The organism is Chryseobacterium sp. POE27 (genome assembly GCF_039727685.1).
In the GTDB taxonomy this organism is placed as follows: domain Bacteria; phylum Bacteroidota; class Bacteroidia; order Flavobacteriales; family Weeksellaceae; genus Chryseobacterium.
The window spans coordinates 2,495,816-2,518,573 of record NZ_CP152475.1 but is presented as its reverse complement, the minus strand read 5'-3'; the positions used below and the strand labels follow the sequence as shown (position 1 = coordinate 2,518,573).

General features: G+C 36.6%; 24 protein-coding genes, 2 pseudogenes and 1 riboswitch. Of the genes and pseudogenes, 14 read left to right on the top strand and 12 right to left on the bottom strand.

The window, feature by feature from the left end:
- The first annotated feature begins 101 nt into the window (after positions 1-101).
- The 9 genes from AAHI02_RS11910 to AAHI02_RS11870 all read left to right on the top strand — a co-directional run bounded on the left by AAHI02_RS11910 (position 102) and on the right by AAHI02_RS11870 (position 9,991).
- Entirely contained in the window at positions 102-899 is a 798-nt protein-coding gene (locus AAHI02_RS11910; RefSeq protein ID WP_346983431.1) for a WG repeat-containing protein, read from the top strand.
- 95 nt (positions 900-994) lie between these two features.
- Positions 995-1,085: riboswitch (TPP riboswitch) on the top strand.
- Between the two features lie 111 nt (positions 1,086-1,196).
- Positions 1,197-3,302 carry a TonB-dependent receptor plug domain-containing protein gene (locus AAHI02_RS11905; RefSeq protein ID WP_346983430.1) on the top strand — a complete coding sequence of 702 codons (2,106 nt, stop codon included), beginning with the start codon at positions 1,197-1,199 and terminating at the stop codon, positions 3,300-3,302.
- A gap of 310 nt (positions 3,303-3,612) precedes the next feature.
- On the top strand, positions 3,613-4,383 hold the full coding sequence (locus tag AAHI02_RS11900; RefSeq protein WP_346983429.1) for a hypothetical protein: 771 nt from the start codon (positions 3,613-3,615) through the stop codon (positions 4,381-4,383).
- 27 nt (positions 4,384-4,410) lie between these two features.
- Positions 4,411-4,896, top strand: a complete 486-nt coding sequence (locus tag AAHI02_RS11895; protein ID WP_346983428.1) for an acyl-CoA thioesterase — start codon at positions 4,411-4,413, stop codon at positions 4,894-4,896.
- A gap of 87 nt (positions 4,897-4,983) precedes the next feature.
- Entirely contained in the window at positions 4,984-5,352 is a 369-nt protein-coding gene (locus tag AAHI02_RS11890; RefSeq protein ID WP_346983427.1) for a GxxExxY protein, read from the top strand.
- Between the two features lie 79 nt (positions 5,353-5,431).
- A complete protein-coding gene (locus AAHI02_RS11885) occupies positions 5,432-6,361 on the top strand; it encodes a 2-hydroxyacid dehydrogenase (protein WP_346983426.1) in 930 nt (309 codons plus the stop codon).
- 141 nt (positions 6,362-6,502) lie between these two features.
- Positions 6,503-7,759 (top strand): serine hydrolase domain-containing protein, encoded by a 1,257-nt coding sequence (locus AAHI02_RS11880; protein WP_346983425.1) that lies wholly within the window; start codon positions 6,503-6,505, stop codon positions 7,757-7,759.
- Positions 7,760-7,784: 25 nt separating this feature from the next.
- Complete coding sequence (locus AAHI02_RS11875; protein WP_346983424.1) at positions 7,785-9,530, top strand: Ig-like domain-containing protein; 1,746 nt, start codon at positions 7,785-7,787, stop codon at positions 9,528-9,530.
- A 2-nt stretch (positions 9,531-9,532) separates the two neighbouring features.
- The gene (locus AAHI02_RS11870; RefSeq protein ID WP_346983423.1) at positions 9,533-9,991 is read left to right on the top strand and encodes a heme-binding domain-containing protein; all 459 of its coding nucleotides are present in this window, start codon (positions 9,533-9,535) and stop codon (positions 9,989-9,991) included.
- An 87-nt stretch (positions 9,992-10,078) separates the two neighbouring features.
- Here AAHI02_RS11870 and AAHI02_RS11865 read toward each other — a convergent pair whose 3' ends face one another.
- The 6 genes and pseudogenes from AAHI02_RS11865 to AAHI02_RS11840 all read right to left on the bottom strand — a co-directional run bounded on the left by AAHI02_RS11865 (position 10,079) and on the right by AAHI02_RS11840 (position 14,350).
- Positions 10,079-10,399 (bottom strand): NUDIX domain-containing protein, encoded by a 321-nt coding sequence (locus tag AAHI02_RS11865; RefSeq protein WP_346986613.1) that lies wholly within the window; start codon positions 10,397-10,399, stop codon positions 10,079-10,081.
- Position 10,400: 1 nt separating this feature from the next.
- Positions 10,401-10,595 (bottom strand): hypothetical protein, encoded by a 195-nt coding sequence (locus AAHI02_RS11860; protein WP_346983422.1) that lies wholly within the window; start codon positions 10,593-10,595, stop codon positions 10,401-10,403.
- On the bottom strand, positions 10,595-11,506 hold the full coding sequence (gene xerD, locus AAHI02_RS11855) for a site-specific tyrosine recombinase XerD (protein ID WP_346983421.1): 912 nt from the start codon (positions 11,504-11,506) through the stop codon (positions 10,595-10,597). Before xerD ends, AAHI02_RS11860 begins: the two co-directional genes overlap by 1 nt.
- A 6-nt stretch (positions 11,507-11,512) precedes the next feature.
- Positions 11,513-11,935, bottom strand: a complete 423-nt coding sequence (locus AAHI02_RS11850) for a dCMP deaminase family protein (protein ID WP_042720726.1) — start codon at positions 11,933-11,935, stop codon at positions 11,513-11,515.
- A gap of 53 nt (positions 11,936-11,988) precedes the next feature.
- Complete coding sequence (locus tag AAHI02_RS11845; RefSeq protein WP_346983420.1) at positions 11,989-12,756, bottom strand: enoyl-CoA hydratase-related protein; 768 nt, start codon at positions 12,754-12,756, stop codon at positions 11,989-11,991.
- 105 nt (positions 12,757-12,861) lie between these two features.
- Positions 12,862-14,350: pseudogene (locus tag AAHI02_RS11840) on the bottom strand (catalase).
- Between the two features lie 132 nt (positions 14,351-14,482).
- Between AAHI02_RS11840 and AAHI02_RS11835 the strand changes: the two are divergent.
- From AAHI02_RS11835 to AAHI02_RS11815, 5 genes and pseudogenes are all read left to right on the top strand, one after another.
- Positions 14,483-15,433 (top strand): LysR substrate-binding domain-containing protein, encoded by a 951-nt coding sequence (locus tag AAHI02_RS11835; RefSeq protein WP_346983419.1) that lies wholly within the window; start codon positions 14,483-14,485, stop codon positions 15,431-15,433.
- A gap of 236 nt (positions 15,434-15,669) precedes the next feature.
- Positions 15,670-16,951, top strand: a pseudogene (metK, locus tag AAHI02_RS11830) (methionine adenosyltransferase).
- 91 nt (positions 16,952-17,042) lie between these two features.
- Positions 17,043-17,534 carry a hypothetical protein gene (locus tag AAHI02_RS11825; RefSeq protein WP_346983418.1) on the top strand — a complete coding sequence of 164 codons (492 nt, stop codon included), beginning with the start codon at positions 17,043-17,045 and terminating at the stop codon, positions 17,532-17,534.
- A 195-nt stretch (positions 17,535-17,729) separates the two neighbouring features.
- Entirely contained in the window at positions 17,730-18,320 is a 591-nt protein-coding gene (locus AAHI02_RS11820) for a sigma-70 family RNA polymerase sigma factor (protein ID WP_346983417.1), read from the top strand.
- 201 nt (positions 18,321-18,521) lie between these two features.
- Entirely contained in the window at positions 18,522-19,217 is a 696-nt protein-coding gene (locus tag AAHI02_RS11815; RefSeq protein ID WP_346983416.1) for a YjjG family noncanonical pyrimidine nucleotidase, read from the top strand.
- Between the two features lie 55 nt (positions 19,218-19,272).
- Here AAHI02_RS11815 and trpS read toward each other — a convergent pair whose 3' ends face one another.
- The 6 genes from trpS to AAHI02_RS11785 form a co-directional block, all read right to left on the bottom strand.
- Positions 19,273-20,241 (bottom strand): tryptophan--tRNA ligase, encoded by a 969-nt coding sequence (trpS, locus tag AAHI02_RS11810; protein ID WP_346983415.1) that lies wholly within the window; start codon positions 20,239-20,241, stop codon positions 19,273-19,275.
- 282 nt (positions 20,242-20,523) lie between these two features.
- Positions 20,524-21,168: an ElyC/SanA/YdcF family protein gene (locus AAHI02_RS11805; RefSeq protein WP_346983414.1), complete on the bottom strand. Its 645-nt coding sequence runs from the start codon at positions 21,166-21,168 to the stop codon at positions 20,524-20,526.
- 15 nt (positions 21,169-21,183) lie between these two features.
- Positions 21,184-21,822 carry a lipoprotein signal peptidase gene (locus tag AAHI02_RS11800; protein ID WP_346983413.1) on the bottom strand — a complete coding sequence of 213 codons (639 nt, stop codon included), beginning with the start codon at positions 21,820-21,822 and terminating at the stop codon, positions 21,184-21,186.
- Positions 21,822-22,013 (bottom strand): DUF2683 family protein, encoded by a 192-nt coding sequence (locus AAHI02_RS11795; protein WP_042720737.1) that lies wholly within the window; start codon positions 22,011-22,013, stop codon positions 21,822-21,824. Before AAHI02_RS11795 ends, AAHI02_RS11800 begins: the two co-directional genes overlap by 1 nt.
- 16 nt (positions 22,014-22,029) lie before the next feature.
- Positions 22,030-22,275, bottom strand: a complete 246-nt coding sequence (locus tag AAHI02_RS11790) for a DUF6576 domain-containing protein (RefSeq protein ID WP_346983412.1) — start codon at positions 22,273-22,275, stop codon at positions 22,030-22,032.
- A gap of 82 nt (positions 22,276-22,357) precedes the next feature.
- Positions 22,358-22,738 carry a TraR/DksA C4-type zinc finger protein gene (locus tag AAHI02_RS11785; RefSeq protein WP_027378898.1) on the bottom strand — a complete coding sequence of 127 codons (381 nt, stop codon included), beginning with the start codon at positions 22,736-22,738 and terminating at the stop codon, positions 22,358-22,360.
- Positions 22,739-22,758 lie beyond the last annotated feature (20 nt).

The window sequence follows — 22,758 nt, the reverse complement described above, 5'->3', positions numbered from 1 at the left end:
TCTCAAAAACGTTTTAAAATTATCAAACAATTATAAATGTTCCCAAAAGTACGAATTTTTAATATTTTATAGGGGCTATATTATTTAGATTCTTTATAAATATGAATTTTATAATTTCTATTTTTCAACGTATTTTTGCAGGCAGTATGGGTGTAAAAAATATAATTCAGGTTCTAAGTTTGTTGATTTCGGTTACTGTATTTTCTCAAAAATCAGCTCCGAAAAAAACACCTGTAAAAAAGAAAGTGATCGTTGTTAAGGAAAATACTATTTTACCTGTTGTTAATGAGGACCTTCCTCTTTTAATTCCAAAAAAGAAAGACGGTAATTTCGGGTATGTCGACCAGAAAGGAAGATTTGTCATAAAGCCCGAATATCATATTGCGGTTTTCTTTTATGAAGACTGTAACCTGCTGAATTCTCCGGATGAAAAACTGAGGAAATTCGGAACCGCAGAGTATGCTACGGTAGAAAAGAATGAAATTTCTTACAGGGTAGATAAAAAAGGAAAAAAAGTGTACCGTTTCAAGCAGGAAGATCTTGGCAGATGTGTACACAAAGAATATACACAACAGCTTTATCAGGCTTATGTTTTAAACGGATTCTATGGAATTATTGAGAAAGCTACTTTTAAAGATCCGGCAGATTACAGGCAGTTTCAGATTTATCCTCAATATGATTATCTTTTTATTCTTGAAGGCGATGATGTGGCCAATCCGATGATCGTTGCCTCTAAAAACAATATGTTTGGAGTTATTGATGTTCACAACAGAATCATCATTCCTTTTGAGTATGACGACATCAAACGCAACTTCAGCTGGAAGCTTGGGAAAATGTTTGATGTTTCCAAAGACGGTAAAAATTATTATTATATTGATTCAAATAACAAGATATATTAGAGGGAAGTGTCCTGAAAGTTGGGGGTTAGTTTAAGAAAATAGTATAAATTGATGAGTTTGGTGAAAAACTCTGACAATATTTTCATACTTTTGCAGCAGATATAAAGGGGTGCTGTCACAAGCTGAGATTATACCCAATGAACCTGGAACGGGTAATGCTGTTTAGGGAATTTAAAAAATGTAACAATAGAACAGTGTAACAATATACCAATTCTTATTGTTAGACTGGTAAACTGGTGCATTTTTACATTAATTTTAATCCGCCCCTTTTATTCATTAAATGTTAAAATTTATAGAATGAAAGGATTATTTTTTTTAGGCCTTACCGTAGGCTCAGTTGCCTTTATCCAGGCACAGAATAGCGATTCCTTACAAATAAAGGAAATTGAAGCCGTTAATTTTACCAAAAGACTTCCTGTTGCCAAAGAGATTGTCAACGTTCAAAGAGATTTGGACAGTAAAAATCTTGGGCAGGATCTTCCGATTCTTCTTAAAAATCAGACTTCCATTATCTCAACTTCCGATGCGGGCAACGGAGTTGGTTATACCGGTTTCAGGATTCGTGGTGTTTCGGGAAGCGGAATCAATGTGATGATGAACGGAGTGCCATATAATGATTCTGAAAGTCAGGGTACTTTCTTTGTGAATGTTCCTGATCTTACGAGTTCTGCATCACAAATTGTCATTCAGCGGGGTGTAGGAACATCGAATAATGGAGCCGCGGCTTTCGGAGCAAGCATTAACGTGCTTTCAAAAGATCCGGAAGACAAGTTTTATGTAAAAACAGATGACAGCTACGGATCATTTAATACCTATAAATATTCAGCAGAAATAGGTTCCGGAAAATTCTGGGGAAACCGTCTTTCTGTGATGGGAAGATATGCGCATATCAATTCCGACGGATATATCGACAGGGCTTTTTCAAAACTGAATTCATATAACTTCACGGCTTTGTATGAGGAAGGGAATACCAGAATCCGTCTGATGGCTTTCGGAGGTAAGGAAAAAACCTACCAGGCATGGAACGGAATAGACCGAAAAACCTGGGAAACCGATCCCAAATTCAATTATTCCGGGGCGATTTACGATGCCAGCTGGGAAAATATTGTAGGCTTTTACGATAATGAGACAGACAACTATCGACAGAATCATTATCAGTTGCTTTGGCAGCAAAAGTTTAATGATAAATGGAACCTTGAAACCACTTTCCATTATACAAAAGGAAAAGGATATTACGAAAATTATAAGCAGGGTGATCCATTTGCCAGATATAATTTACCGGATTTTAATGGTGAAGAATATTCAGACTTTATCAGAAAGAAATGGCTGAATAACGATTTCTACGGAATGGTGTCAACCCTGTATGGAAAACTGGGAATTGTTGACCTGAACTTCGGTGCAGTGGCCAATCAATACTATGGAAGACATTTCGGAAATGTAACGGGAGTTTTCATTCCGCAGATCGATGAACATGAATATTACAGAAACCGATCGGTTAAAAATGAAGTGGCAGGTTTTGCAAAAGCATTGGTAAGAGTTTATGACTTCGAATTCTTCGGAGATCTTCAGCTGAGAAATGTTGATTATAATACGAAAATCATTACTTCTGGGGATGATGAAGGAGCTAATTTAGATAAAAACTGGCTGTTCTTCAATCCTAAATTTGGGGTCAACTATAAAATTGGCAATGGAAAAATCTTTGTTTCCTACGCCCATGCCCACCGTGAGCCGAATCGTGACGACCTTTTGGCAAACAATGATGTAAAAGCAGAAAAACTTCACGATTTTGAAGCCGGTCTTGAAAAACAATTCGGCCCCGTATCTTTTACGGCGAATGTATATTATATGTATTATGTTAATCAGCTTGTTCTGAATGGTGAGCTGAATAATGTAGGCGCTTTCATCAGGACCAATTCAGGGAAAAGTTTCCGTAGCGGGATTGAGCTGGCTGCTTTGGCTAAACTTTCCAAGCAATGGGAACTTACCGGAAATGTAAGTTTCAGCAACAACCGCAATTTAGACTTCAAAGTGGAAAATGAAAGTGGCGTTCAGGATCTGGGGAACACACAAATTTCTTTCTCTCCGGATATTATTGCTAATCTTGGAATCAGATTTAATCCTGATAAAAATTTCCAGTTTGCCCTCACCAATCAGTATGTCGGAAAACAGTATCTTGACAATTCCGAAGATCAGAATCTTCAGCTGAAAGATTATTTTCTGACTGATTTTAATGCTCAATACCAATTCAAAATTAAAAATAATGACATCGCGCTCAAGCTGCTGGTCAATAATATTTTCAACAAAAAATATGTGAACAACGGTGCTGTGTACGATGGATCTCCCTACTATTTTTCTCAGGCAGGTACGAATTTTATGTTCGGGATCAGCTGGAAAATTCAGTAATCAATCAGGCTATATTGAAATAATTATAGTAAAAAGTAAAGTTAGATTTTTAAGACTGCTCCGGCAGTCTTTTTTTATGAGGAGCTTTATCCCGCTATCCACTATATCTTTTGGGTTACGGCCTCCTGAACTACGTTCGTAAACCTTCAGTTTATGCTCCGGCTGCAACCCAAAAGGATGTCGTTTCTATCGGGGCTAAGATGGCAGTCGGCATTGGGCGGCAAAGGCTCTCGAAGTCAAATATCATTTACCAATGCATTGAAAATAAATCTCACAAAAAGTCATGAAAAAGTCATAAATTTGCCACCAAATGAATATTTCAGCTTACATTTTAGAATATTTGAAACAGTTCGGAACCGTTACCGTTCCTGATTTTGGGGTGTTTTCGTTAGAAAACTCCAAGGCAATTATCAATTCCGAAAATGGGAGCATTCTTCCTCCTGCAAGCAAGATTGTGTACACTCCGGATTACAGGGTGAAGTCTGATGATCTGGCGGCTTTTATCGCCGGTCATAAGCAGATGACTCTCGAAGCATCGGGAACAGATCTGCAGATCCAGACCGATTTCTGGAAGAAAAAACTGCAGGCCGATCAAATGCTGGAGATTCAGGGATTGGGCACCATATTTATTGAAGACGGCGAAACTCACTTTAAAGGAAACAGGCTTCAGTCGGATCATCCCGATTTCTATGGTCTGGAAGAAATTAAATTTTCAGATATCAGCAACAAAGAATCTAAAACTGCCGATGTTAAAAATTCTGAAAAAGATTACCGGTTTAATAAATCTATTCTTTGGATCTTTCTTATCATTATTCCTGTTTTGGGAATTCTGTATGTAGCTTATACACAACAGGAACTCCTTTTCGGTAAAAAATCTTTTGATAAAGCAAATGTTTCCGTGCAGACCACGACGCACAGGATTCCAAAAGATACTGCGAAAATAAACGCAATTACACCGCCGGTTGTCGCGGATTCCCTGAAAAAGGATACCGTGATGAACCAAAATAGTAAGCCCGCAGCGAAAAGTACGGCAAAGACTCCGGCACCTACAAATAACACTAAGAAGAAATGGCAAAAATAAAAAAAAGCGTCAGAATCCCTGACGGTGATGACCAATATCGTCCTTCCCAATGATACCAACCAACTAAGGAATCTATTCGGAGGCGAACTGTTGGCAAGGATGGATCGATGCGCATCCATCTCGGCAACAAGACACTGTGAGAGAAGAGTAGTAACCGCTTCAGTGAACCATGTTTCATTCGATCATCCGATTCCTGAAGGCGGAATCGTAGTGATGGAATCCAAAGTTTCAAGAGCATTCTCTACTTCAATGGAAATTTATGTAGATGTGTGGCTGGACGATCCTATCAATCACAAAAAAATACAGACCAATAAAGGGATTTACACTTTTGTGGCGGTGGATGAGTTCAATCGTCCGATCCCAATTCCCCATATGGAACCGGAAACAGATCTGGAAAAAGAAAGATATGCAGCAGCTTTAAGAAGAAAAGAACTTTCTCTGATTCTTTCCGGAAGAATGAAACCATCTGAATCGATTGAGCTTAAAAAGCTTTTCCAGGAACCGACTAATTAAAACACAAAAACACAAATCTTTACACAAATTTCCACAAATAATTAATCTTGTTATTAATGTGAAAATAGTGTATTTCGTAATTTAAATATGATGAAAAATGTTATTTCTGAAAATGAAATCTCGAAAATTGTATATGAATCTGGTTATTTGATACATAAAATCTTAGGTCCTGGATTGTTGGAAAATGCTTATGAAGAATGTATGTTTTATGAACTTCAGAAACAAGGTCTTTTTGTAGAAAAACAAAAACCAATGCCGTTAATTTATGAAGATGTTAAATTGAATGTAGGTTACAGATTAGATCTGTTTGTTGAGAATAAATTTATATTGGAAATAAAATCAGTAGAGTTGCTGAACGACGTACATTTAGCTCAGATTCTTACATATCTTCGATTGAGTAATTGCAGACTTGGAATGCTCATTAATTTTAATACTCATCAATTTAAGATGGCGTAAAAAGAGTAATCAACGGCAAATTGTAAATTAGTGCCCTTTGTGCAAAACTATTAGTGTCATTAGTGTTTATAATAAAAATATGAAAATATTACTTCTTGATAAAAATCACCCTCTGATTACCAAACAGCTTTTAGCTAAAAATTTTATTCTTGAAGAAGATTTTACGTCTTCATATGATGAGGTTTGTGAGAAAATTTATGATTATGAAGGTGTTATCATTCGAAGTAGAATTCCTTTAGACAAAAACTTTTTAAAAAAGGCAAAAAATCTGAAATTCATTGCAAGAGTAGGAGCGGGTATGGAAAATATTGATATTCCTGTAGCTGAAGAACTTGGAATTCAACTGATCAATTCTCCGGAAGGAAATAGGGATTCCGTAGCGGAACATGTTGTCGGAATGTTGCTGATTCTTATGAACCGTCTTTTTATTGCTTCTCAGGAAGTCAAAAATGGAATCTGGCTTCGTGAAGAAAACAGGGGCGATGAACTATTAGTTAAAACAGTAGGCCTTATCGGCTATGGAAATATGGGAAAAGCAACGGCAAAGAGACTTTCCGGTTTTGGATGTAAAGTGATTTTCCATGATATTCTTCCGAATCTTTCCGATGAATACGCTACACAGGTTTCTCTTGAAGAGCTCAAGGAAAAAGCGGAGATCCTAAGCCTTCATATTCCGTTGACTGACGAATCGTACTATCTTATCGACGGACCTTTTATATCAGACATGAAGAATGATTTCTATTTCGTGAATACTGCAAGAGGAAAAAATGTAGAAACAAAAAGTCTCGTAGAAGCGATAAAAGCAGGCAAAGTAAAAGGAGCCTGCCTTGATGTTCTGGAATATGAAAAATCTTCATTTGAGAAGCTGGAAGCAGAAAATGAAGATCTGCAGTTCCTCCTTGAATCCGAAAAAGTAATTGTAACGCCACACATCGCCGGGTGGACTATCCAAAGCAAGGAAAAGCTTGCGCAGATAATCGTTGATAAAATTGTAGCACAATTTGCTTAACAATAGCTTCATTAGCTTTTAGGATTTTGAAGTGCGTTTTCTGTGCTTTATTATTATGTTAAATAATTCATAATTCGGAGTCATTCTTTAATAGTTATTTTCAGTTTTATTAAATTGCCGCTCATTTTTGAAACTCGTAAGATGCGTACTTTTATACTTATTATCACTGTCTTTTTATCTTTAATTTCATGCAAAAACAAATCTGAAACTCAGGAAACTGCTGGTGAAAATACAACCAATCTTCCCAATTACGGAAATGTAGATTTAAGCAAAGTTTTTACAAAAGAAGATAGTCAGATTCCTGATAAATTGTCGCTTACAAGATATATCGATCAGTATTATAAAAGAGTGTGGGAAAGAGGAGATCTCAGCGGTGGAATTCTGGTAGCAAAAGGAGATGATATTCTTTATGAAAATTATCGAGGATTTGCGAGAGAAGGTAACCAGAATCCTATTAATAAAAACACTCCGCTACACGTAGCTTCTGTCTCAAAAACACTTACGGCAATGGCTATGCTTAAACTTGTGGAAGCGGGTAAAATACAGCTTTCAGATCATCTGACTAAGTTTTTCCCGGGATTTCCTTACCCGAATGTAACCGTTAAAACGTTACTTGACCAGAGAAGCGGTCTTCCGAAATATGAATACTTTATCACCAAAATACAGCCGGCCCCCGCTGAACTTTCCAAGCCTTTCATTACCAATCAGGATGTTTTAAATATGATTATTAAATATAAACCTGATCTGGCAAGAGAGACGGATACAGGTTTTATGTACTGCAATACAAATTTTGCTATGCTGGCGCTGTTGATTGAAAAAGTAACAAAAACACCTTTTCCACAGGCCATGAAAGAAATGGTGTTTAATCCGCTGAAGATGAAGAACACCTTTATTTTTCAGGAAAAAGATATTCCTACGGCTTCGCAGTCATTTTATTACGGTGGAAAAAGATTGTATCCTTTAGACCGACTAGATCTGATTTACGGAGATAAAAATGTTTACACGACACCAAGAGATCTTTATAATTTTTCCAAAGCTATGTTTTCGAAAGATTTTTTGAAACCGGAATTGATGGAACAGGTTTTCACACCTTACAGCAACGAAAAATTTGGGATGAATAATTACGGACTTGGCTTCAGGATGAAAATTTTTGATAACGGTGAAAAGCTTACCTATCACAATGGCTGGTGGCACGGAACAAACTCAGTTTTTGCACACCTGCTGAAATCAAAAGTAACGATTATTGCCATCGGAAACAGATATTCCGGTAAGGTTTATACCGCCCTTGCTCTTTCCGGATTGTTTGAAGATTTTCCGGCTCAAAAAGATAAACTACACAGTGTTATGAGTGATGATAAAGATACATTGAAAGGACATGGTGAAGTTTATGGAGAATAATGTTTATTTTTGCGTAAACATGTTCATGAAAAGACTTCTTTTATTATTGGTCATTGGCTTTCTCTTGCAATCTTGCGCAAGGGTAGGTTCGCCTGTAGGTGGTCCGAAAGATTCGCTGGCTCCCAAGTTTTTAGGCTCAAATATAGATACTACGCGAATCAATGTTCCCAGAGATATTAAGGAGCTGCGCATTGATTTCGACGAGTATGTCACGCTGAAAGACATCAATAAAAACCTCAGTATTTCTCCTCCTATTAAAAATATTACGAGAATCATTCCTTCAAATATTGCGAATAAATTTATTCTTATTCAGTGGAAAGATACTTTGCAGGCCAATACAACATATAATTTCAATTTCGGAAACGCTATTGCAGATAATAATGAGAATAATATTTTAAGGTATTTTAATTTTGCCTTCTCTACAGGCGAAAAATTGGATGACCTCTACATCAGCGGAGATGTAAGAGATGCACTTTCCATTAAAAAAGCAACTGAGAATAAATTTGTTGTAGGACTTTACCCGGTAAAGGATACGATTGATTATAAGCAAAAACCATATTATATCACAAAAGTTGATGACGATGGATATTACGAGCTGAATTATCTTGCTCCCGGAAAATACAGGGTCATTGCCTATGAAGATGAAAACGGAAATTCAGTCTACGATCCCGGAAAAGAAAAGGTAGGATTCCAAAAAGATCCTGTGATTGTGGAAAAATCTATTTCAGGGTTAAATTTAAAGCTTTATCCATCTAAAAAACCGGTAAAATATCTTGAAATGAAGGAGGCTCCCGGAGGTGTTTCAATGGCTTTCGAAGGCCGGCCGGATAGTGTAAAAGTGAAATCATTAAACGAAAAACTTACGGATTATAAGGTGACCCATAAGCCAAAATCAGATACGGTAAGAATTTGGTTTGATGCCGTAAAAAGCAATATCGGGCAAACCGGAGTCGAAAATCTGAAATTCGGATATAATGCCGGAACTAAAAAAGATACGCTTTATAATGCTTCTCTTTTTTACCGCTACAATGCGAAGAATACTATGGATATAAATAGTGATAACGGTGGCGGAATGCTCCCTCCGAAAGAAAATTTTAAAATAAGTTCAAACTATTATATCAATACAATCAATACGGATAAATGGATTTTCAGAATGGCAGGAGACAGTCTGAATACATTACCTTTTACTGCAAAAATTTCTGAAACGAATCCTTATCAGATCCTTGTAAGTGCTGACTTTGTTTCAGGAAAGAAATATCAGCTTACAGTTCCTAAAGAAACGGTTTCATCTTTTTATGCCAAAAATTATCAATCAAAACGTTTTGATTTTGAAGCTGATAAGATTGAAAATTATGGAAGTCTGACCTTTAAACTGGAAAATGTGCCGATTTCAAGTTATTGGATTCAGTTGGTAGATCCTTCAGATAAGGTTCTTTATCAGAAATATACAAAAGGCAGTGATGTTAAATTTGATATTCTCAAGCCTGGTGAATATATCGTGAGGATACTGGTTGATAATAATGAGAATAAATATTGGGATGAAGCAGATTTTGCAAATGATGTGTTTGCGGAAGATTCTTATATTTATTACAAAACAGCGATTGTAAGGCCTTTGTGGGACAGCAATGAAAGTTGGGATCTCAAAGACACGAGAGTGCTGGATACTTCAAAACTGAGTACTCCGAAAACAGAGAATGCCCAAACTCCCGCCAAAAACAGTACGGACATGGATTTGCGTTCTGATAAATCGTTACTGACACCAACACGGTAACAATGAAAACGTTTAAAAAAATACTATTTTGGTGTTTGGCAGGCTTTGTTCTGATTCAACTTATTCCGACCGATAAAGTGAATGAGCCTGTTGATCAAAAGGTAAATTTTGTCGATGTAAAAAAGACGCCGCAAAAAATTGCACAACTCATTAAAGGTGCTTGCTATGATTGCCACTCAAATGAAACAGTATATCCGAAATATGCCTATGTGGCTCCCATTTCCTGGTCTGTGAAAAGCCACGTCAATGAAGGAAGAGAACATCTTAATTTCTCCGTTTGGGATATATACAATAAAGAGCTGAAAGAAAGCATGCTGGATAAATCTATTCAGACAATTCAAAATAAAACAATGCCGATGCCCGGCTATATTGTCTATCATAAAGAAGCCAATTTATCCGATGCTGAAAGAGCATTGCTGATACAGTATTTTGATGAAATGCTGAAATCAAAAGCCTATTAATTATAATCCCACAGATTTACAAATTATCACAGAATTATTTCTAAACCTCTGAAAATTTGTATGTTCTGCGGGATATGTAAAGTAATATTATACAGTTTTCAGGTATTCTTTAAAAAACTTTTTCTGAGAATCAAAAGCAAGATCCTCCAGATTGAGTTCTTTTAAAGGAATCCAGGCTGCTTCCGAAATTTCCGAAACATCAAGATTTACTTCAAATTTTTCGGTGACATTATATTCGTAAAAGAGATCAATCGTATTATAATCAATTTCTTTGTATTGATAAACATTCGGAAGACTCGTCAGGTATTTTAGATTTGAAATATCAACATCAAGCTGCAGCTCTTCAAAAAGCTCTCTTTTGCAGGTTTCTTCAGCACTTTCCCGCGGATCGACAAATCCACCTGCCAGGTCAAGCTTCCCTTTTTTTAGGGTCTCTGTTTCTTTGTGTAAGGTAAATTTCGTTGTTGTATCGTATCACCACAGCCACGGCTCCGGCAACATTATTATATAAACGAAATTCACAGTTTGGGCAGCTCCATTTCTTTTCGCCGTCCCAGTTCAGAGATTCTTCACCACAGTTTGGGCAATATTTCAATATTTTCATTAGACTGTATTAATATTTCTCGGGTGAAAAGTCAGTATGACATCCCGGAGTTCTTCTGTTTTAAGGTGTGTGTAGATCTCCGTACTCGTAATGCTGGAATGTCCCAGCATTTCCTGAATAAAACGAAGATCTGCGCCATTTTGCAGCAGATGTGTTGCAAAAGAATGCCTGAAGGTATGAGGAGAGATTTTCTTACTCACCCCGGCTTTATCGGTCAGCTCTTTTATGATTAAAAATACGATCACTCTGGACATGGATGTTCCTCTGCTGTTCAGGAACAGAGTATCCTCATGCTTTTTATTCACCTTAATTTTAGACCTTACTTCAAGAATGTAGTTTCGCAACAATTTGGCGGTATAATCTGCTAAAGGGACAAAGCGTGTTTTATTTCCTTTTCCTAAGACTTTAATATAATGCTCTCTGAAGTTGATGTTGGAAATTTTCAGTTCTATAAGTTCCGAAACGCGGAGACCGCAGCCGTAAAGCACTTCAATAATACACTGATTTCGCTTTCCGAGATCAGAATTCAATTCAATGGCGCCGATGATTTTATTAATATCAAGGAGGCTTAATGTATCAGGAAGATAAAGGCCGAGTTTCGGACCTTCCAGTAATGAAGAGGGGTTGTCGGCGCGATATTCGTCTTCTACAAGATATTTGAAAAATGCTTTGATAGAAGATATCCATCTGGCCTGAGAACGCTCGCTGAATTTTTGTTTGGAGAGGTTAAAGATATATTCCTGCAGATTTTCGTATGTGATAGTGTCCGGACCTGTATTTTCCAGATCTTCTTCTGCATATTCCTTTAGTTTTTTGATATCCCGAATGTAGGCGTCGAGAGTGTTTTCTGAAAAATTTCTTTCGAAACGAAGAAAGATTTCAAAATCCTTAATTTTTTCATCCCAAGTCATGTTGTGTTATTTTTTTAGTTCACAGTCCGAAATTTGTTCTATTTCAATTCCATGGTTTCTTAAAAATGATATCCCGTCGTCATCCGAATACTCATTGATATACACAAGTCTGGTAATTCCCGCCTGCAGAATCAGTTTGCTGCATTCTTTGCACGGAGAGAGCGTTAAATACAGTGTGGCTCCTTTTGCAGATTGAGTGGAAGCTGCCAGTTTTAAAATGGCATTGGCTTCCGCATGGAGTACGTACCAGTGTGTTTTTCCTTCATTGTCCTCGCAGCAGTTTTCAAATCCTGAAGGAGTACCATTATAACCATCTGAAATAATCATCCTATCTTTTACGATAAGAGCTCCTACCTGCTTTCGTTTACAGTAGGAGAGTTTTGCCCATTCCTGAGCCATTTTTAGATAAGCTTTATCAAACTTATTCATACAGCAGCATTGATTGATTTTCGAAATAATTTGTATTAAGGGTAAAGTAAAGGTCAGAAGTTAGGTTTTCTCTTTTCTAAAAAAGCGGAAACTCCTTCTTTTTTATCGTCCAGGTCAAAAAGCTCTCCGAAATATCTGATCTCGGTTTCAAAACCTTTGTCTGTATCCGACAGGTTAACAGCATGAATTGCTTTGGATATTGCCATTGGGGAATTGCGGGCAATAGTACTTGCTAATTCTTGTGTCTTGGTTAATAATTCTTCAATAGGGTACACTTCATTCACCAGCCCGATTTCCTTTGCTCTCTGAGCGGGAATCATTTTGGCAGAGAAGATCATTTCGTTGGCCATACCTTTTCCTACAAGCTTCGGAAGTCTTTGGGTTCCTCCGTAACCGGGAATTAACCCTAACGTTACCTCAGGAAGCCCGAGTTTAGCATTCTCCGATGCGTATCTGATGTGGCATGCCATGGCAAGCTCCAGACCACCACCTAATGCAAAGCCATTTATGGCTGCAATTACCGGCTTGGTCATATTTTCTATTTTGTTGAATAATGAGTTTTGCCCGTTTCTGGCAAGTTCTTCTGCTTTTTCCTGTCCAAAATCACTGAATTCTTTAATGTCGGCTCCTGCAACGAAAGATTTTTCGCCGCTTCCTGTAAGAATGATTACTCTGCAGTTTGTGTCAGAGTTTAATTCTTCCAAAGCTGAACTTATTTCACTGATGGTTTTGGCATTTAATGCATTTAAACTTTCAGGACGGTTTATCGTAATAATAGAGATTTTATCCTCCTTATTTAATAATATATTTTCGTAACTCATTTTCCACTTTAAAATATTATTCTGTGCAAATTATAAATTTTTTGTAAAAAAAAGGAAAAAATATTGACTTTTTTTCCTTTTGATTCAAATTACTGTTTGAGATGCTTATTTGGAATGATTCATCATATTAGGATCAATAACCACGTTCAGCTGTGTGGCAACTTTCATGCCCAGTTCAATATTGGCCCTGAAAAAATGGCAGAGCTGTCGGTTGATGATTTCGTCTTTTTTTGGTCCTGTTATTCCTTTCATACTTCCCACAATATTGTTGACAAGATTTTGTCTGTCTTCCTGATTCATCGCTTTTGAATAAAGTAATCCCGGCTGGGTATAATGATCGTCATCATTTTCATTTCTGCCGTAGTTAGCGACATGAGCACTGTCCAGCTCATACTCATAGTTTTTATAAGATGCGTCTGGTTTAATATCATCAAAACTATTCGGATGATAATTCGGTTTGTCCTGATAATGGCTGGAATCTGCCATGAATCCGTCTCTCTGAAAATTATTTACAGCGAAAGGGCATCTGTTTACTTCCAGATGATGAGCATTAACGCCTACTCTGTATCGGTGGGCATCAGGATAAGAGAATAATCTTCCCTGAAGCATTTTATCAGGGGAAAAACTGATTCCGTTGATCAGATTGCTTGGCGAAAAAGTAGATTGCTCTACATGAGCAAAGTAGTTGACGGGAACTTCATTCAATTCCATTTCTCCAACTTCAATTAAAGGAGAATCACCCTGAAACCAGACTTTTGTGATATCGAAAGGATTCCATCTGAAATCTCTGGCCTGCTCTTCGGTCATTACCTGGATGTACATGGTCCATTTCGGGAAATTCCCTTCCTCAATGGCGTTGCATAGATCCTCCTGAGCAAAATCAGGATTTTCACCCGCCATTTTTACAGCTTCCGAATCAGTGAAATTCTTGATTCCCTGTTTTGTTTTTAAATGGAATTTTACCCATACTCTTTCATTTTTATCATTAATCATCGAAAACGTATGAGATCCGAAACCGTGCATATGACGGTATCCGTAAGGGGTTCCTCTGTCTGACATTAAGATAAGTACCTGGTGAAGAGATTCGGGATTAAGGCTCCAGAAATCCCACATCATGGTGGCACTTTTCAGATTGGTTTTGGGAACTCTTTTTTTGAGTATGGATAAAATCGGGAAATTTTTTGGCATCTTTAATAAAGAAAACTGGCGTGTTATTTCCCACCAGGTCCCAGTTCCCGTCTTCGGTATAAAATTTCAAAGCAAATCCTCTTGGGTCTCTCGCTGTATCAGCGCTCCCTTTTTCGCCTCCAACTGTAGAAAAACGTGCGAACATTCTGCACGAGTTTCCGACTTTTGAAAATAATTTTGCTTTTGTATATTGGCTGATATCGTTTGTTACTGTGAATTTTCCGTAAGCGCCGGTTCCTTTAGCATGAACAATTCTTTCAGGGATTCTTTCTCTTACAAAATGGGCAAGATTTTCCTGTAAAACAAAATCCTGCAATAATACCGGACCTCTCGGGCCTACTGTTTGCGAATCCTGATGCTCATAGTAAGGAGCGCCATTGCTTAACGTTAATTTTTTAGAATCCATATACTTATGATTTGTTTTGCTGATATTGATCTCGAATCAGTTTATAATGACGTATTAAATATCAAATTTACTCTAATTTTTAATTACAAATACCAAAAACATTTTATCTTTGTAATAGATAATATTAATCAGATGAACATTCAGCAATTGGAATATCTTATCGCTGTAGATAAGTATAAACATTTTGGCAAAGCGGCTCAGGCATGCTTTATTACTCAGCCTACGTTAAGTGCAATGATACAGAAATTTGAAGATGAACTGGATGTAAAGGTTTTCGACAGGACTACACATCCTATCCGTACAACGGATGTAGGTCTTCAGATCATCGATCAGGCCAAGGTGATTATAGAATCTGTCAATGAACTTAAAAATAAAGCCAATCTTCTAAATAATATTTTAGGAGGAACTATTAATATAGGAATTATTCCTACAGTATCTTCTTTCATTCTGCCGACTGAAATATTCAAATTTCTGGAAGATAATCCGAAAATTCAGATGAATGTGAAGGAAATGACAACGGATAATATCATTAAGGCTTTAAAAGCAGGAGAGCTTGATGCGGGAATTATTTCAACCCCTTACGACTCTGCAGATGAGTTTTATCAGGATTTTCTTTTTAATGAAGAACTGATGATTTACAGTTCTGATACGGAGGCAAACAAGAAAAATACGTATGTCGTTCCTGAAGATCTGAATGTAGAGAAAGTATGGTTGCTTGAGGAAGGAAACTGCCTGAGAAACCAGTTTGAAAATATCTGTCATTTAAAAGAAAATACACTGAAACCGAAGAATCTTGATTTCCTTGCTTCCAATATTCAGACGTTGGTTCACATGGTAGATAAAGTTGGCGGAATCAGTATTTTGCCGGAACTTGCATTAAGCCAGCTGTCGGAACAGCAGAAAGAAAATGTTTTCAGGTTCAAAAAACCTTTCCCATACAGAGAGATCAGCATTATTTATTATAAACCGACATTTAAGCAAAAAATCATTGATGAATTATCACATTCTATCAGAACTTCATTAGAGAAAAAACTTAATTACCACGAAAATCCAAAAGAATTCGTAAGCATAAAACCACAATAGTTTTTTATTATTAAAGATTTGATAAACCGTTAATTTCAAGAAAATTATAATTAGTAAACAAAAATTTGAGTATTAAAAAAATAGTACTTAAATTTGCCCACGTTTACGAACGAGGAAAAATTTGACCTGATTGCAACCTCTTTAAAAAAATGCTAAAACAGTTTTTCTTTTTAGCCTTTCCGACAATTATTCTTATTTTTTCTCGTGAATTTTAATCTTAAAACAAATAGAATAATATGTCTTATTTATTTACGTCTGAATCCGTTTCAGAAGGACATCCGGATAAAGTTGCCGATCAGATCTCTGATGCATTAATCGATCATTTTTTAGCGTATGATAAATCTTCAAAAGTGGCTTGTGAAACGCTTGTTACGACAGGACAGGTGGTGCTTGCAGGTGAGGTAAAATCTGACGCTTATCTTGATGTGCAGACTATTGCCAGAGAAGTGATTAACGGAATCGGATATACGAAAGGAGAATATATGTTTAATGGCGATTCTTGTGGTGTGATTTCGGCGATTCATGAGCAGTCTCCCGACATCAACCAAGGTGTTGACAGAGCGGTAGAAGACGGATCTTTCGAAGCTAAGGCTAATGCACAGGGAGCTGGTGACCAGGGAATGATGTTTGGTTATGCAACGAATGAGACGGCGAATTATATGCCTTTGGCACTTGATCTTGCCCATACTATTCTTAAAGAGCTTTCCGCAATCAGAAGAGAAGATGGTGAGATCAAATATCTTCGTCCGGATGCAAAAAGCCAGGTGACGATTGAATATTCTGATGACCATAAACCGGTAAGAATAGATTCTATCGTAGTTTCTACCCAGCATGATGATTTCGGATCTGAAGAAGAAATGCTGAACAAAATCAGGGAAGACATTAAAAATATTCTGATTCCAAGAGTTGTGGCTTTACAGTCTGATGAAATCAAAGCCTTGTTTAATGATCAGATTAAATATCACATCAATCCTACCGGAAAATTTGTAATTGGAGGTCCTCACGGTGATACGGGTCTTACAGGAAGAAAGATCATCGTTGATACTTACGGTGGAAAAGGGGCTCACGGTGGTGGTGCTTTCTCAGGAAAAGATCCGTCAAAAGTTGACAGAAGTGCTGCATATGCGACAAGACATATTGCTAAAAACTTAGTTGCTGCGGGTGTGGCAGATGAAGTCTTGGTACAGGTTTCTTATGCTATCGGTGTTGCCGAGCCTTGCGGATTATACATTAATACATACGGAACAGCTAAGGTTGGACTTCATGACGGAGACATTGCCAAAAAAAGTTTCTGAAATTTTTGACCTAAGACCTTACGCTATTGAGCAAAATCTGAAGTTGAGGAATCCAATTTATCAGGAAACAGCTTCTTACGGACACATGGGAAGAGAGCATTATGTAGCTGATAAAACGTTTAATAAAGGGCAAAAGAATGAACTTACCGTTACTGGCTTGGAGTTCTTTACCTGGGAAAAATTAGATAAAGTTGATGAAATTAAAGCCGCTTTTGGGATTTAATTTTTAAACTTATACCATCAAATGACTGCTTTATCTTTCAGGTAAGGCAGTTTTTTTTAATTTTACATATAAATAGAAAATAGAACAGAACATGAATAAAGCACAATTTGCTATAACGATCCTTGCCGTATTTTTTCTAAGCACTTTTTTCAAAGCGCAGCTAACAGTGCATAAAATGATAACCGTAGGATATACCTATCAAAACCAGAGTTTCGGTGAGGTAGGCGGAAAACTGCTTTTTCTTAAAAATGACGATGTAATCTATCGATTGGGAGCCTCTGCATTAATGGGTTCTGCCAATTCAAAGTTTGCTATTATGCCGAAAGTCTCTGCTGATGTTTTACTGAATTTTCAGAAGAATGTAGACTTTTATCATTCTTATTATTTCCTGATTGGGGCTGAAGGTACCAATAAATATGTTGCCCCAAAAATTGGCATTACCCTTTTCGGGATGCTTGATCTGACAGGAGGGTATGCTTTTCCGGTAGGAGACAGCGGAATCAACGGCAAAGAATTGAAAGGACTGAATATTAATTTTACACTAAATATCCCTACTGCATTCATTCACGACATGTTTAAATGATTTTTTTTAAATTTTTCTCTTAAAAATTTAATAATAGGTTAACAGTTATTAAAAAATTATTATATTTACATCATTAAAAATTGTATCCGCCTATTGATTGGACTTTACTCTGAAGAATTGTTTTGTATTTACAGCTGAAGCCAGGTAAAAAATCTGGAAAGTGTTTTATCAGCAAAAATAGTATTGAGAAGAGTTATGAAATCAAAATCGGATAGTTTACTAATTTCCCTTTATCAAAAAGGAGACGAAGAGGCGTTGTCTACCCTTATTCACCGCCATCAGAGAGAACTGTTTACATTCATTTTTTACAAAATTAATGATGAAGATCTGGCAAACGATGTTTTTCAGGATACTTTTATGAAAATTATCGTGATGCTAAAAGAAGGACGCTACAATGAAGAAGGAAAATTTATTCTGTGGGCAAAAAGGATCGCCCATAATCTTATCATAGACCATTTCAGAGCAAAAGCAAAAAATATTAAAGTTTCAGAAACAACTTTTGAGACGGATGAATATTCTATTTTTGATCTCCTGAAAGAGCCTTCCGAAAACATTGAAGATCAGCTGGTGACCAATCAGATCCAGGAAGATCTTTTACGAATGCTTCAATTTCTGCCTGAAAATCAGCAGGAAGTGATTAAATTAAGATTTTTTGACGGGTTAAGTTTTAAAGAAATCGCTGATCATACGGATATGAGCATCAATACCACATTGGGAAGAGTACGTTACGCGCTCATCAACCTGAGAAAAATCATGGATGAAAATAATATTGTCTTGACACGATAGATAATAATTTCGGAAAATTCTCGTTTTAAGGAAAAACATTTAATCGCCTATGAGAAAAAATGATTCCTTAAAAGTGAAAACTTTGAAACCAAAAAAGCAAACAATTGAGTTTCTACTCAACTTTTCGAAGAATCTTGAGGTTATAAAAACCAAGAGCAAGAATTATCCGATTTCCAAAAATTAAAATTAATTTTGTGCTGTATGAAAATTCAGCACATTTTTTTTGATCTCGACAATACGCTTTGGGATCACCGCAGAAATGCCTATCTGACGATCAAAGAACTCTTTGAAAAAGAAGAAATCACTTTAAAATATACGATCGGTTTTGAACAGTTTCATTCCGTTTATCATGGAATTAATGAGAAACTCTGGGAAGATATACGAGATGGAATTATCGATAAAGAATATTTAAGAAAGCATCGTTTTTATGATACCTTTAAACATTTCAACGTAGATGACGAAAAGTTATCGATGTATTTTGAAGAGCATTTCTTGGATAAAATTCTCAATCATAATGAATTGGTAGAAGGTGCAACGTATATTTTAGATTATCTTAAGGCTAAAAATTACATATTACATATTATTTCGAATGGTTTCCAAGAAGTCACGGAGCGGAAATGTATTTTATCCGGAGTCGATAAATATTTCCAGACCATTACCAGTGCAGATGCCGTCGGTGTCAGAAAACCACGTCCTGAAATTTTTGAATATTCACTAAGCCTTTCCGGTGCTCAAAAAGAAAACAGTATTCTGATCGGAGACGACTGGATCGCAGATGTTACAGGCGCACAGAATTTTGGGATGGAAGTAATTTTCTTTGATGCTTTAAAGGAAAACAGAAAGGAAGAAGGAATGAAAGTCATACAACATCTTCTTCAGATTAAAGAGTATTTATAAATAGTTTCGGCGGCACCGAAGGTGCCGCCGAAACTTTATTATTAAGCTTAAAATATTATAGACCTAAACTTCCTCGTACTCTTTTAATGGTCTCGGTTGCAATGACTCTTGTTTTTGCGGCTCCTTCCTGAAGTTTGGCTTCCAATTCCTCAGGATTGTTCATATAATAAGAGAACAGTTCTCTTTCCTTTTCAAATCGTGTCAGGATGAGATCTAAAAGCTCTTTTTTCGCGTGGCCATAACCGAAGTTTCCGGCTAGATATTTTGCTCTCAGTTCTTCAGTTTGTGCAGGTGTGGCAATTAATTGATAGATAGCAAATACTTTATCCGTTTCAGGATCTTTCGGTTCTTCAAGAGATTTAGAATCGGTTTCGATGCTCATTACCTGTTTTTTCAGTTCTTTTTCAGGTAAAAAAATATTGATGATATTTCCTCTCGATTTAGACATTTTGTGGCCATCGATTCCGGGAACGTACTTTGTGTTTTCCTGAAGTTCAGATTGAGGCAGCACAAACACTTCACCCATCTGGTTATTAAATCTTGAAGCTACATCTCTTGCAATTTCCAAATGCTGGAGCTGGTCTTTTCCTACCGGAACGATTTCTGCGTCATACAATAAAATATCAGCAGCCATTAAAATAGGATAGGTAAATAAACCTGCATTCACGTCCTGTAATCGATCCGCTTTATCTTTGAATGAATGTGCTAATGTCAGTCTTTGGTACGGAAAAAAACATGATAAATGCCAAGAAAGTTCACAGGTTTCAGGGATGTCACTCTGTCTGTAAAAGTATGTTTTTTCGGTATCCAGCCCACAAGCAAGCCAAGCCGCAGCAATCTCGTAGGTATTTTGTTTCAGCTCTTTCGCATCTTTAATCTGTGTGAGAGAATGAAGATTGGCGATAAATAAAAAAGATTCATTTCCTTCCTGCTTTGATAGCTCAATTGCAGGAATAATAGCACCCAAAAGGTTTCCCAAGTGCGGTGTTCCGGTGGCTTGAATGCCGGTAAGAATTCTTGACATTGTTAAAAATTTATTTAAAATTAATGAATTGCAAATTTATGGATTTCTCTCACAGATCGCGCAGATTTACACAGATGATTATATTTATCTTGTTTTAAAAATTAATTTAAACACAAAGATTTTATTTAAAGTTGCTATTTTTAGAAAAGAAGGCAAGTAAATTTGCTGCGCAAAGCTTGAAATACGACAGCTTCATCAAATCAATTTGTTGATTCGCCTTTGCTCACTTGAATTTTCATCATTCAATATAAACTCTGCGTTAAAAAAATCACCCTGGAGAAATCAAGGAATCAAAACTTTGTCTCCTCCAAATTTCGGTTCGATACCAAAAATAAGATCCCAATAGGCTTTTGCTTTAGCCAGATATTCTCGCATATTGGTTTTGAGTCCGGCGTATTTATTCACATCTTCAGCATTAAACCCGAAAGCTTCCATTCCGTATTTCCTGGCAAGGAATACGGCTCTTTCATTATGGAATTTCTGGGAAACAATTATTACTTTATTTTGCCCGAAAATTTCTTTCGCCCTTACCACAGAATCCAATGTTCTGAAACCCGCAAAATCCAGAAAGATTTTGTCCTTGGGAACCCCATGTTCCATTAAGGCGAACTGCATATCTTCGGGCTCGTTGTAGTCTTTACGGCTGTTGTCTCCGCTTACGATAATGTAATGTACTTTTCCGCTTTTATATAATTCTACAGCAGCGTTGATCCTGTTATAGAAATAGGCATTTGGAAAACCGTTATTGAGAGTCTTACTGGTTCCCAAAAGCAATGCTGTTTTAACTGCCGGTAGATCTGCCGTCTTGTAAGAAGTAAATGGATCACTGCTTGTCTTAATGCTGTAATTGGCCCAGGCAATAAAAATAATTCCTGCCACAAAGAGAAGCAGGAAAATTTTAAAAATATTTTTGACTATTTTTTTCATTGAATGAAAATTTCTTTAAAATTCCAAGCCGTTCGGGAAAGCTTTTTTTCTGAAAATCAGCAATAAAGCAGCTCCAACTGTAATGGCCGAGTCTGCCACATTGAAGATATATTTAAAAAACTCAATATGTTTTCCGCCGATTAAAGGCCAGCTTTCAGGAACGTTCCAGTCCACCAGGGGAAAATGCAGCATATCTACAACGCAGCCCTTCATAAATGAGGAATATCCCTGTCCGAATGGAACAAATTTAGAAACTCCTCCATAGCCAATCCATTGATTGACACTTTCATCATAAACCATTCCGCTGTCGAAAATCAAACCGTAGAACATTCCGTCGATAAGATTGCCGATTGCTCCTGCGAAGATCATAGCCATCGGAATAAGAAGATAATTGGATTCTCCTCTCTGTAACCATTTTTTAAATAAATAAATCATTCCTCCAATCAGGAAAACCCTTACGATAACCAGGAAATATTTACCGATAATACCTCCGAAATGAAGACCGTAGGCCATCCCCGGATTTTCTACAAAAGTAAGTCGGAAGCCCGGGAAAACAGAAACACTGTCATTCAGTTCAAAATGTGTTTTTATATAGATTTTTGATATCTGATCGATCAGTAAAATAAGAAAGGTTACAAATACTATCTTTTTCATTACAATCCTTTGGGTTTTGTAGATTTCCCTATTTTTTCGTTTTTCTTATCAACGATCTTTTTGATCGTTTTTTCGTTGTGATGCGTATTCTTGGTATGGAATTTCTCGAACTTAATGTTCATTTCTTTTAAAACGCTTTTCAATGCGTTCAGTTCCATTGCATTTTTAGTATGTACAATAATGGATTCCACTTTTTTTTAATTTAAATTATTTTTTGGACAGCTCATCAAGCTTTTTTCTTTCTTTGGGTGACAGATCATTGATTCCGTTTTTGCCCATTTTGCTTAAAAGCCGGTCTATTTCTTTTTCCCGTTCGCGTTTATCAGAATTGAACTGATCATCAATCGTGTAGTTGGTGTGTCTTTCGGAAAAGAATCTTTTCCTGATTCTCTCTTTATTAAAAAAAGCTACAGCGACAACAATAATGATAATTACAATTAACAATTCGCTCATGGATATATACTAAAAATTAGGTTTATAAAGTATTTGTCAAAAATACAATATAAACCCAAATTTATTCTGATAAACCTTTCGGTTATTTCTGCATATTTTTCGCTTCGATGCTTAGCGTAGCATGAGGAACAGCCAGAAGTCTTTCTTTCGGAATCAGCTTTCCGGTTACTCTGCAGACACCGTACGTTTTGTTTTCAATTCTTATAAGAGCATTCTTAAGATCACGGACGAATTTTTCCTGTCTTCCTGCCAAAATAGAATTCTGTTCTTTGCTTAATGTTTCAGCACCTTCTTCAAACGCCTTAAATGTTGGTGAAGTATCATCAGTGCCATTATTCTGGTCGTTAATGAAACTCTCTCTGATCAGCTTAAGATCGTTTTCCGCTTTTTCTATTTTTTCTTTAATGATTGCTTTAAATTCTTGTAAATCAGCATCACTGTATCTTACTCTTTCGTCTGACATAATCATTTTCTCTTTTTTAA

Bases quoted from the DNA above. Each gene is read 5' to 3' on its own strand.
- AAHI02_RS11805 (WP_346983414.1), bottom strand. From the start codon at position 21,168: ATGAAAAAAATAGTCAAAAATATTTTTAAAATTTTCCTGCTTCTCTTT.
- AAHI02_RS11910 (WP_346983431.1), top strand. From the start codon at position 102: ATGAATTTTATAATTTCTATTTTTCAACGTATTTTTGCAGGCAGTATG.
- AAHI02_RS11870 (WP_346983423.1), top strand. From the start codon at position 9,533: ATGAAAACGTTTAAAAAAATACTATTTTGGTGTTTGGCAGGCTTTGTT.
- trpS (WP_346983415.1), bottom strand. From the start codon at position 20,241: ATGTCAAGAATTCTTACCGGCATTCAAGCCACCGGAACACCGCACTTG.
- AAHI02_RS11895 (WP_346983428.1), top strand. From the start codon at position 4,411: ATGACCAATATCGTCCTTCCCAATGATACCAACCAACTAAGGAATCTA.
- AAHI02_RS11880 (WP_346983425.1), top strand. From the start codon at position 6,503: ATGCGTACTTTTATACTTATTATCACTGTCTTTTTATCTTTAATTTCA.
- AAHI02_RS11820 (WP_346983417.1), top strand. From the start codon at position 17,730: ATGAAATCAAAATCGGATAGTTTACTAATTTCCCTTTATCAAAAAGGA.
- AAHI02_RS11790 (WP_346983412.1), bottom strand. From the start codon at position 22,275: ATGAGCGAATTGTTAATTGTAATTATCATTATTGTTGTCGCTGTAGCT.
- AAHI02_RS11785 (WP_027378898.1), bottom strand. From the start codon at position 22,738: ATGTCAGACGAAAGAGTAAGATACAGTGATGCTGATTTACAAGAATTT.
- AAHI02_RS11875 (WP_346983424.1), top strand. From the start codon at position 7,785: ATGAAAAGACTTCTTTTATTATTGGTCATTGGCTTTCTCTTGCAATCT.
- AAHI02_RS11860 (WP_346983422.1), bottom strand. From the start codon at position 10,595: ATGAAAATATTGAAATATTGCCCAAACTGTGGTGAAGAATCTCTGAAC.
- AAHI02_RS11900 (WP_346983429.1), top strand. From the start codon at position 3,613: ATGAATATTTCAGCTTACATTTTAGAATATTTGAAACAGTTCGGAACC.
- AAHI02_RS11845 (WP_346983420.1), bottom strand. From the start codon at position 12,756: ATGAGTTACGAAAATATATTATTAAATAAGGAGGATAAAATCTCTATT.
- AAHI02_RS11890 (WP_346983427.1), top strand. From the start codon at position 4,984: ATGATGAAAAATGTTATTTCTGAAAATGAAATCTCGAAAATTGTATAT.
- xerD (WP_346983421.1), bottom strand. From the start codon at position 11,506: ATGACTTGGGATGAAAAAATTAAGGATTTTGAAATCTTTCTTCGTTTC.
- AAHI02_RS11815 (WP_346983416.1), top strand. From the start codon at position 18,522: ATGAAAATTCAGCACATTTTTTTTGATCTCGACAATACGCTTTGGGAT.
- AAHI02_RS11835 (WP_346983419.1), top strand. From the start codon at position 14,483: ATGAACATTCAGCAATTGGAATATCTTATCGCTGTAGATAAGTATAAA.
- AAHI02_RS11885 (WP_346983426.1), top strand. From the start codon at position 5,432: ATGAAAATATTACTTCTTGATAAAAATCACCCTCTGATTACCAAACAG.
- AAHI02_RS11850 (WP_042720726.1), bottom strand. From the start codon at position 11,935: ATGAATAAGTTTGATAAAGCTTATCTAAAAATGGCTCAGGAATGGGCA.
- AAHI02_RS11800 (WP_346983413.1), bottom strand. From the start codon at position 21,822: ATGAAAAAGATAGTATTTGTAACCTTTCTTATTTTACTGATCGATCAG.
- AAHI02_RS11825 (WP_346983418.1), top strand. From the start codon at position 17,043: ATGAATAAAGCACAATTTGCTATAACGATCCTTGCCGTATTTTTTCTA.
- AAHI02_RS11905 (WP_346983430.1), top strand. From the start codon at position 1,197: ATGAAAGGATTATTTTTTTTAGGCCTTACCGTAGGCTCAGTTGCCTTT.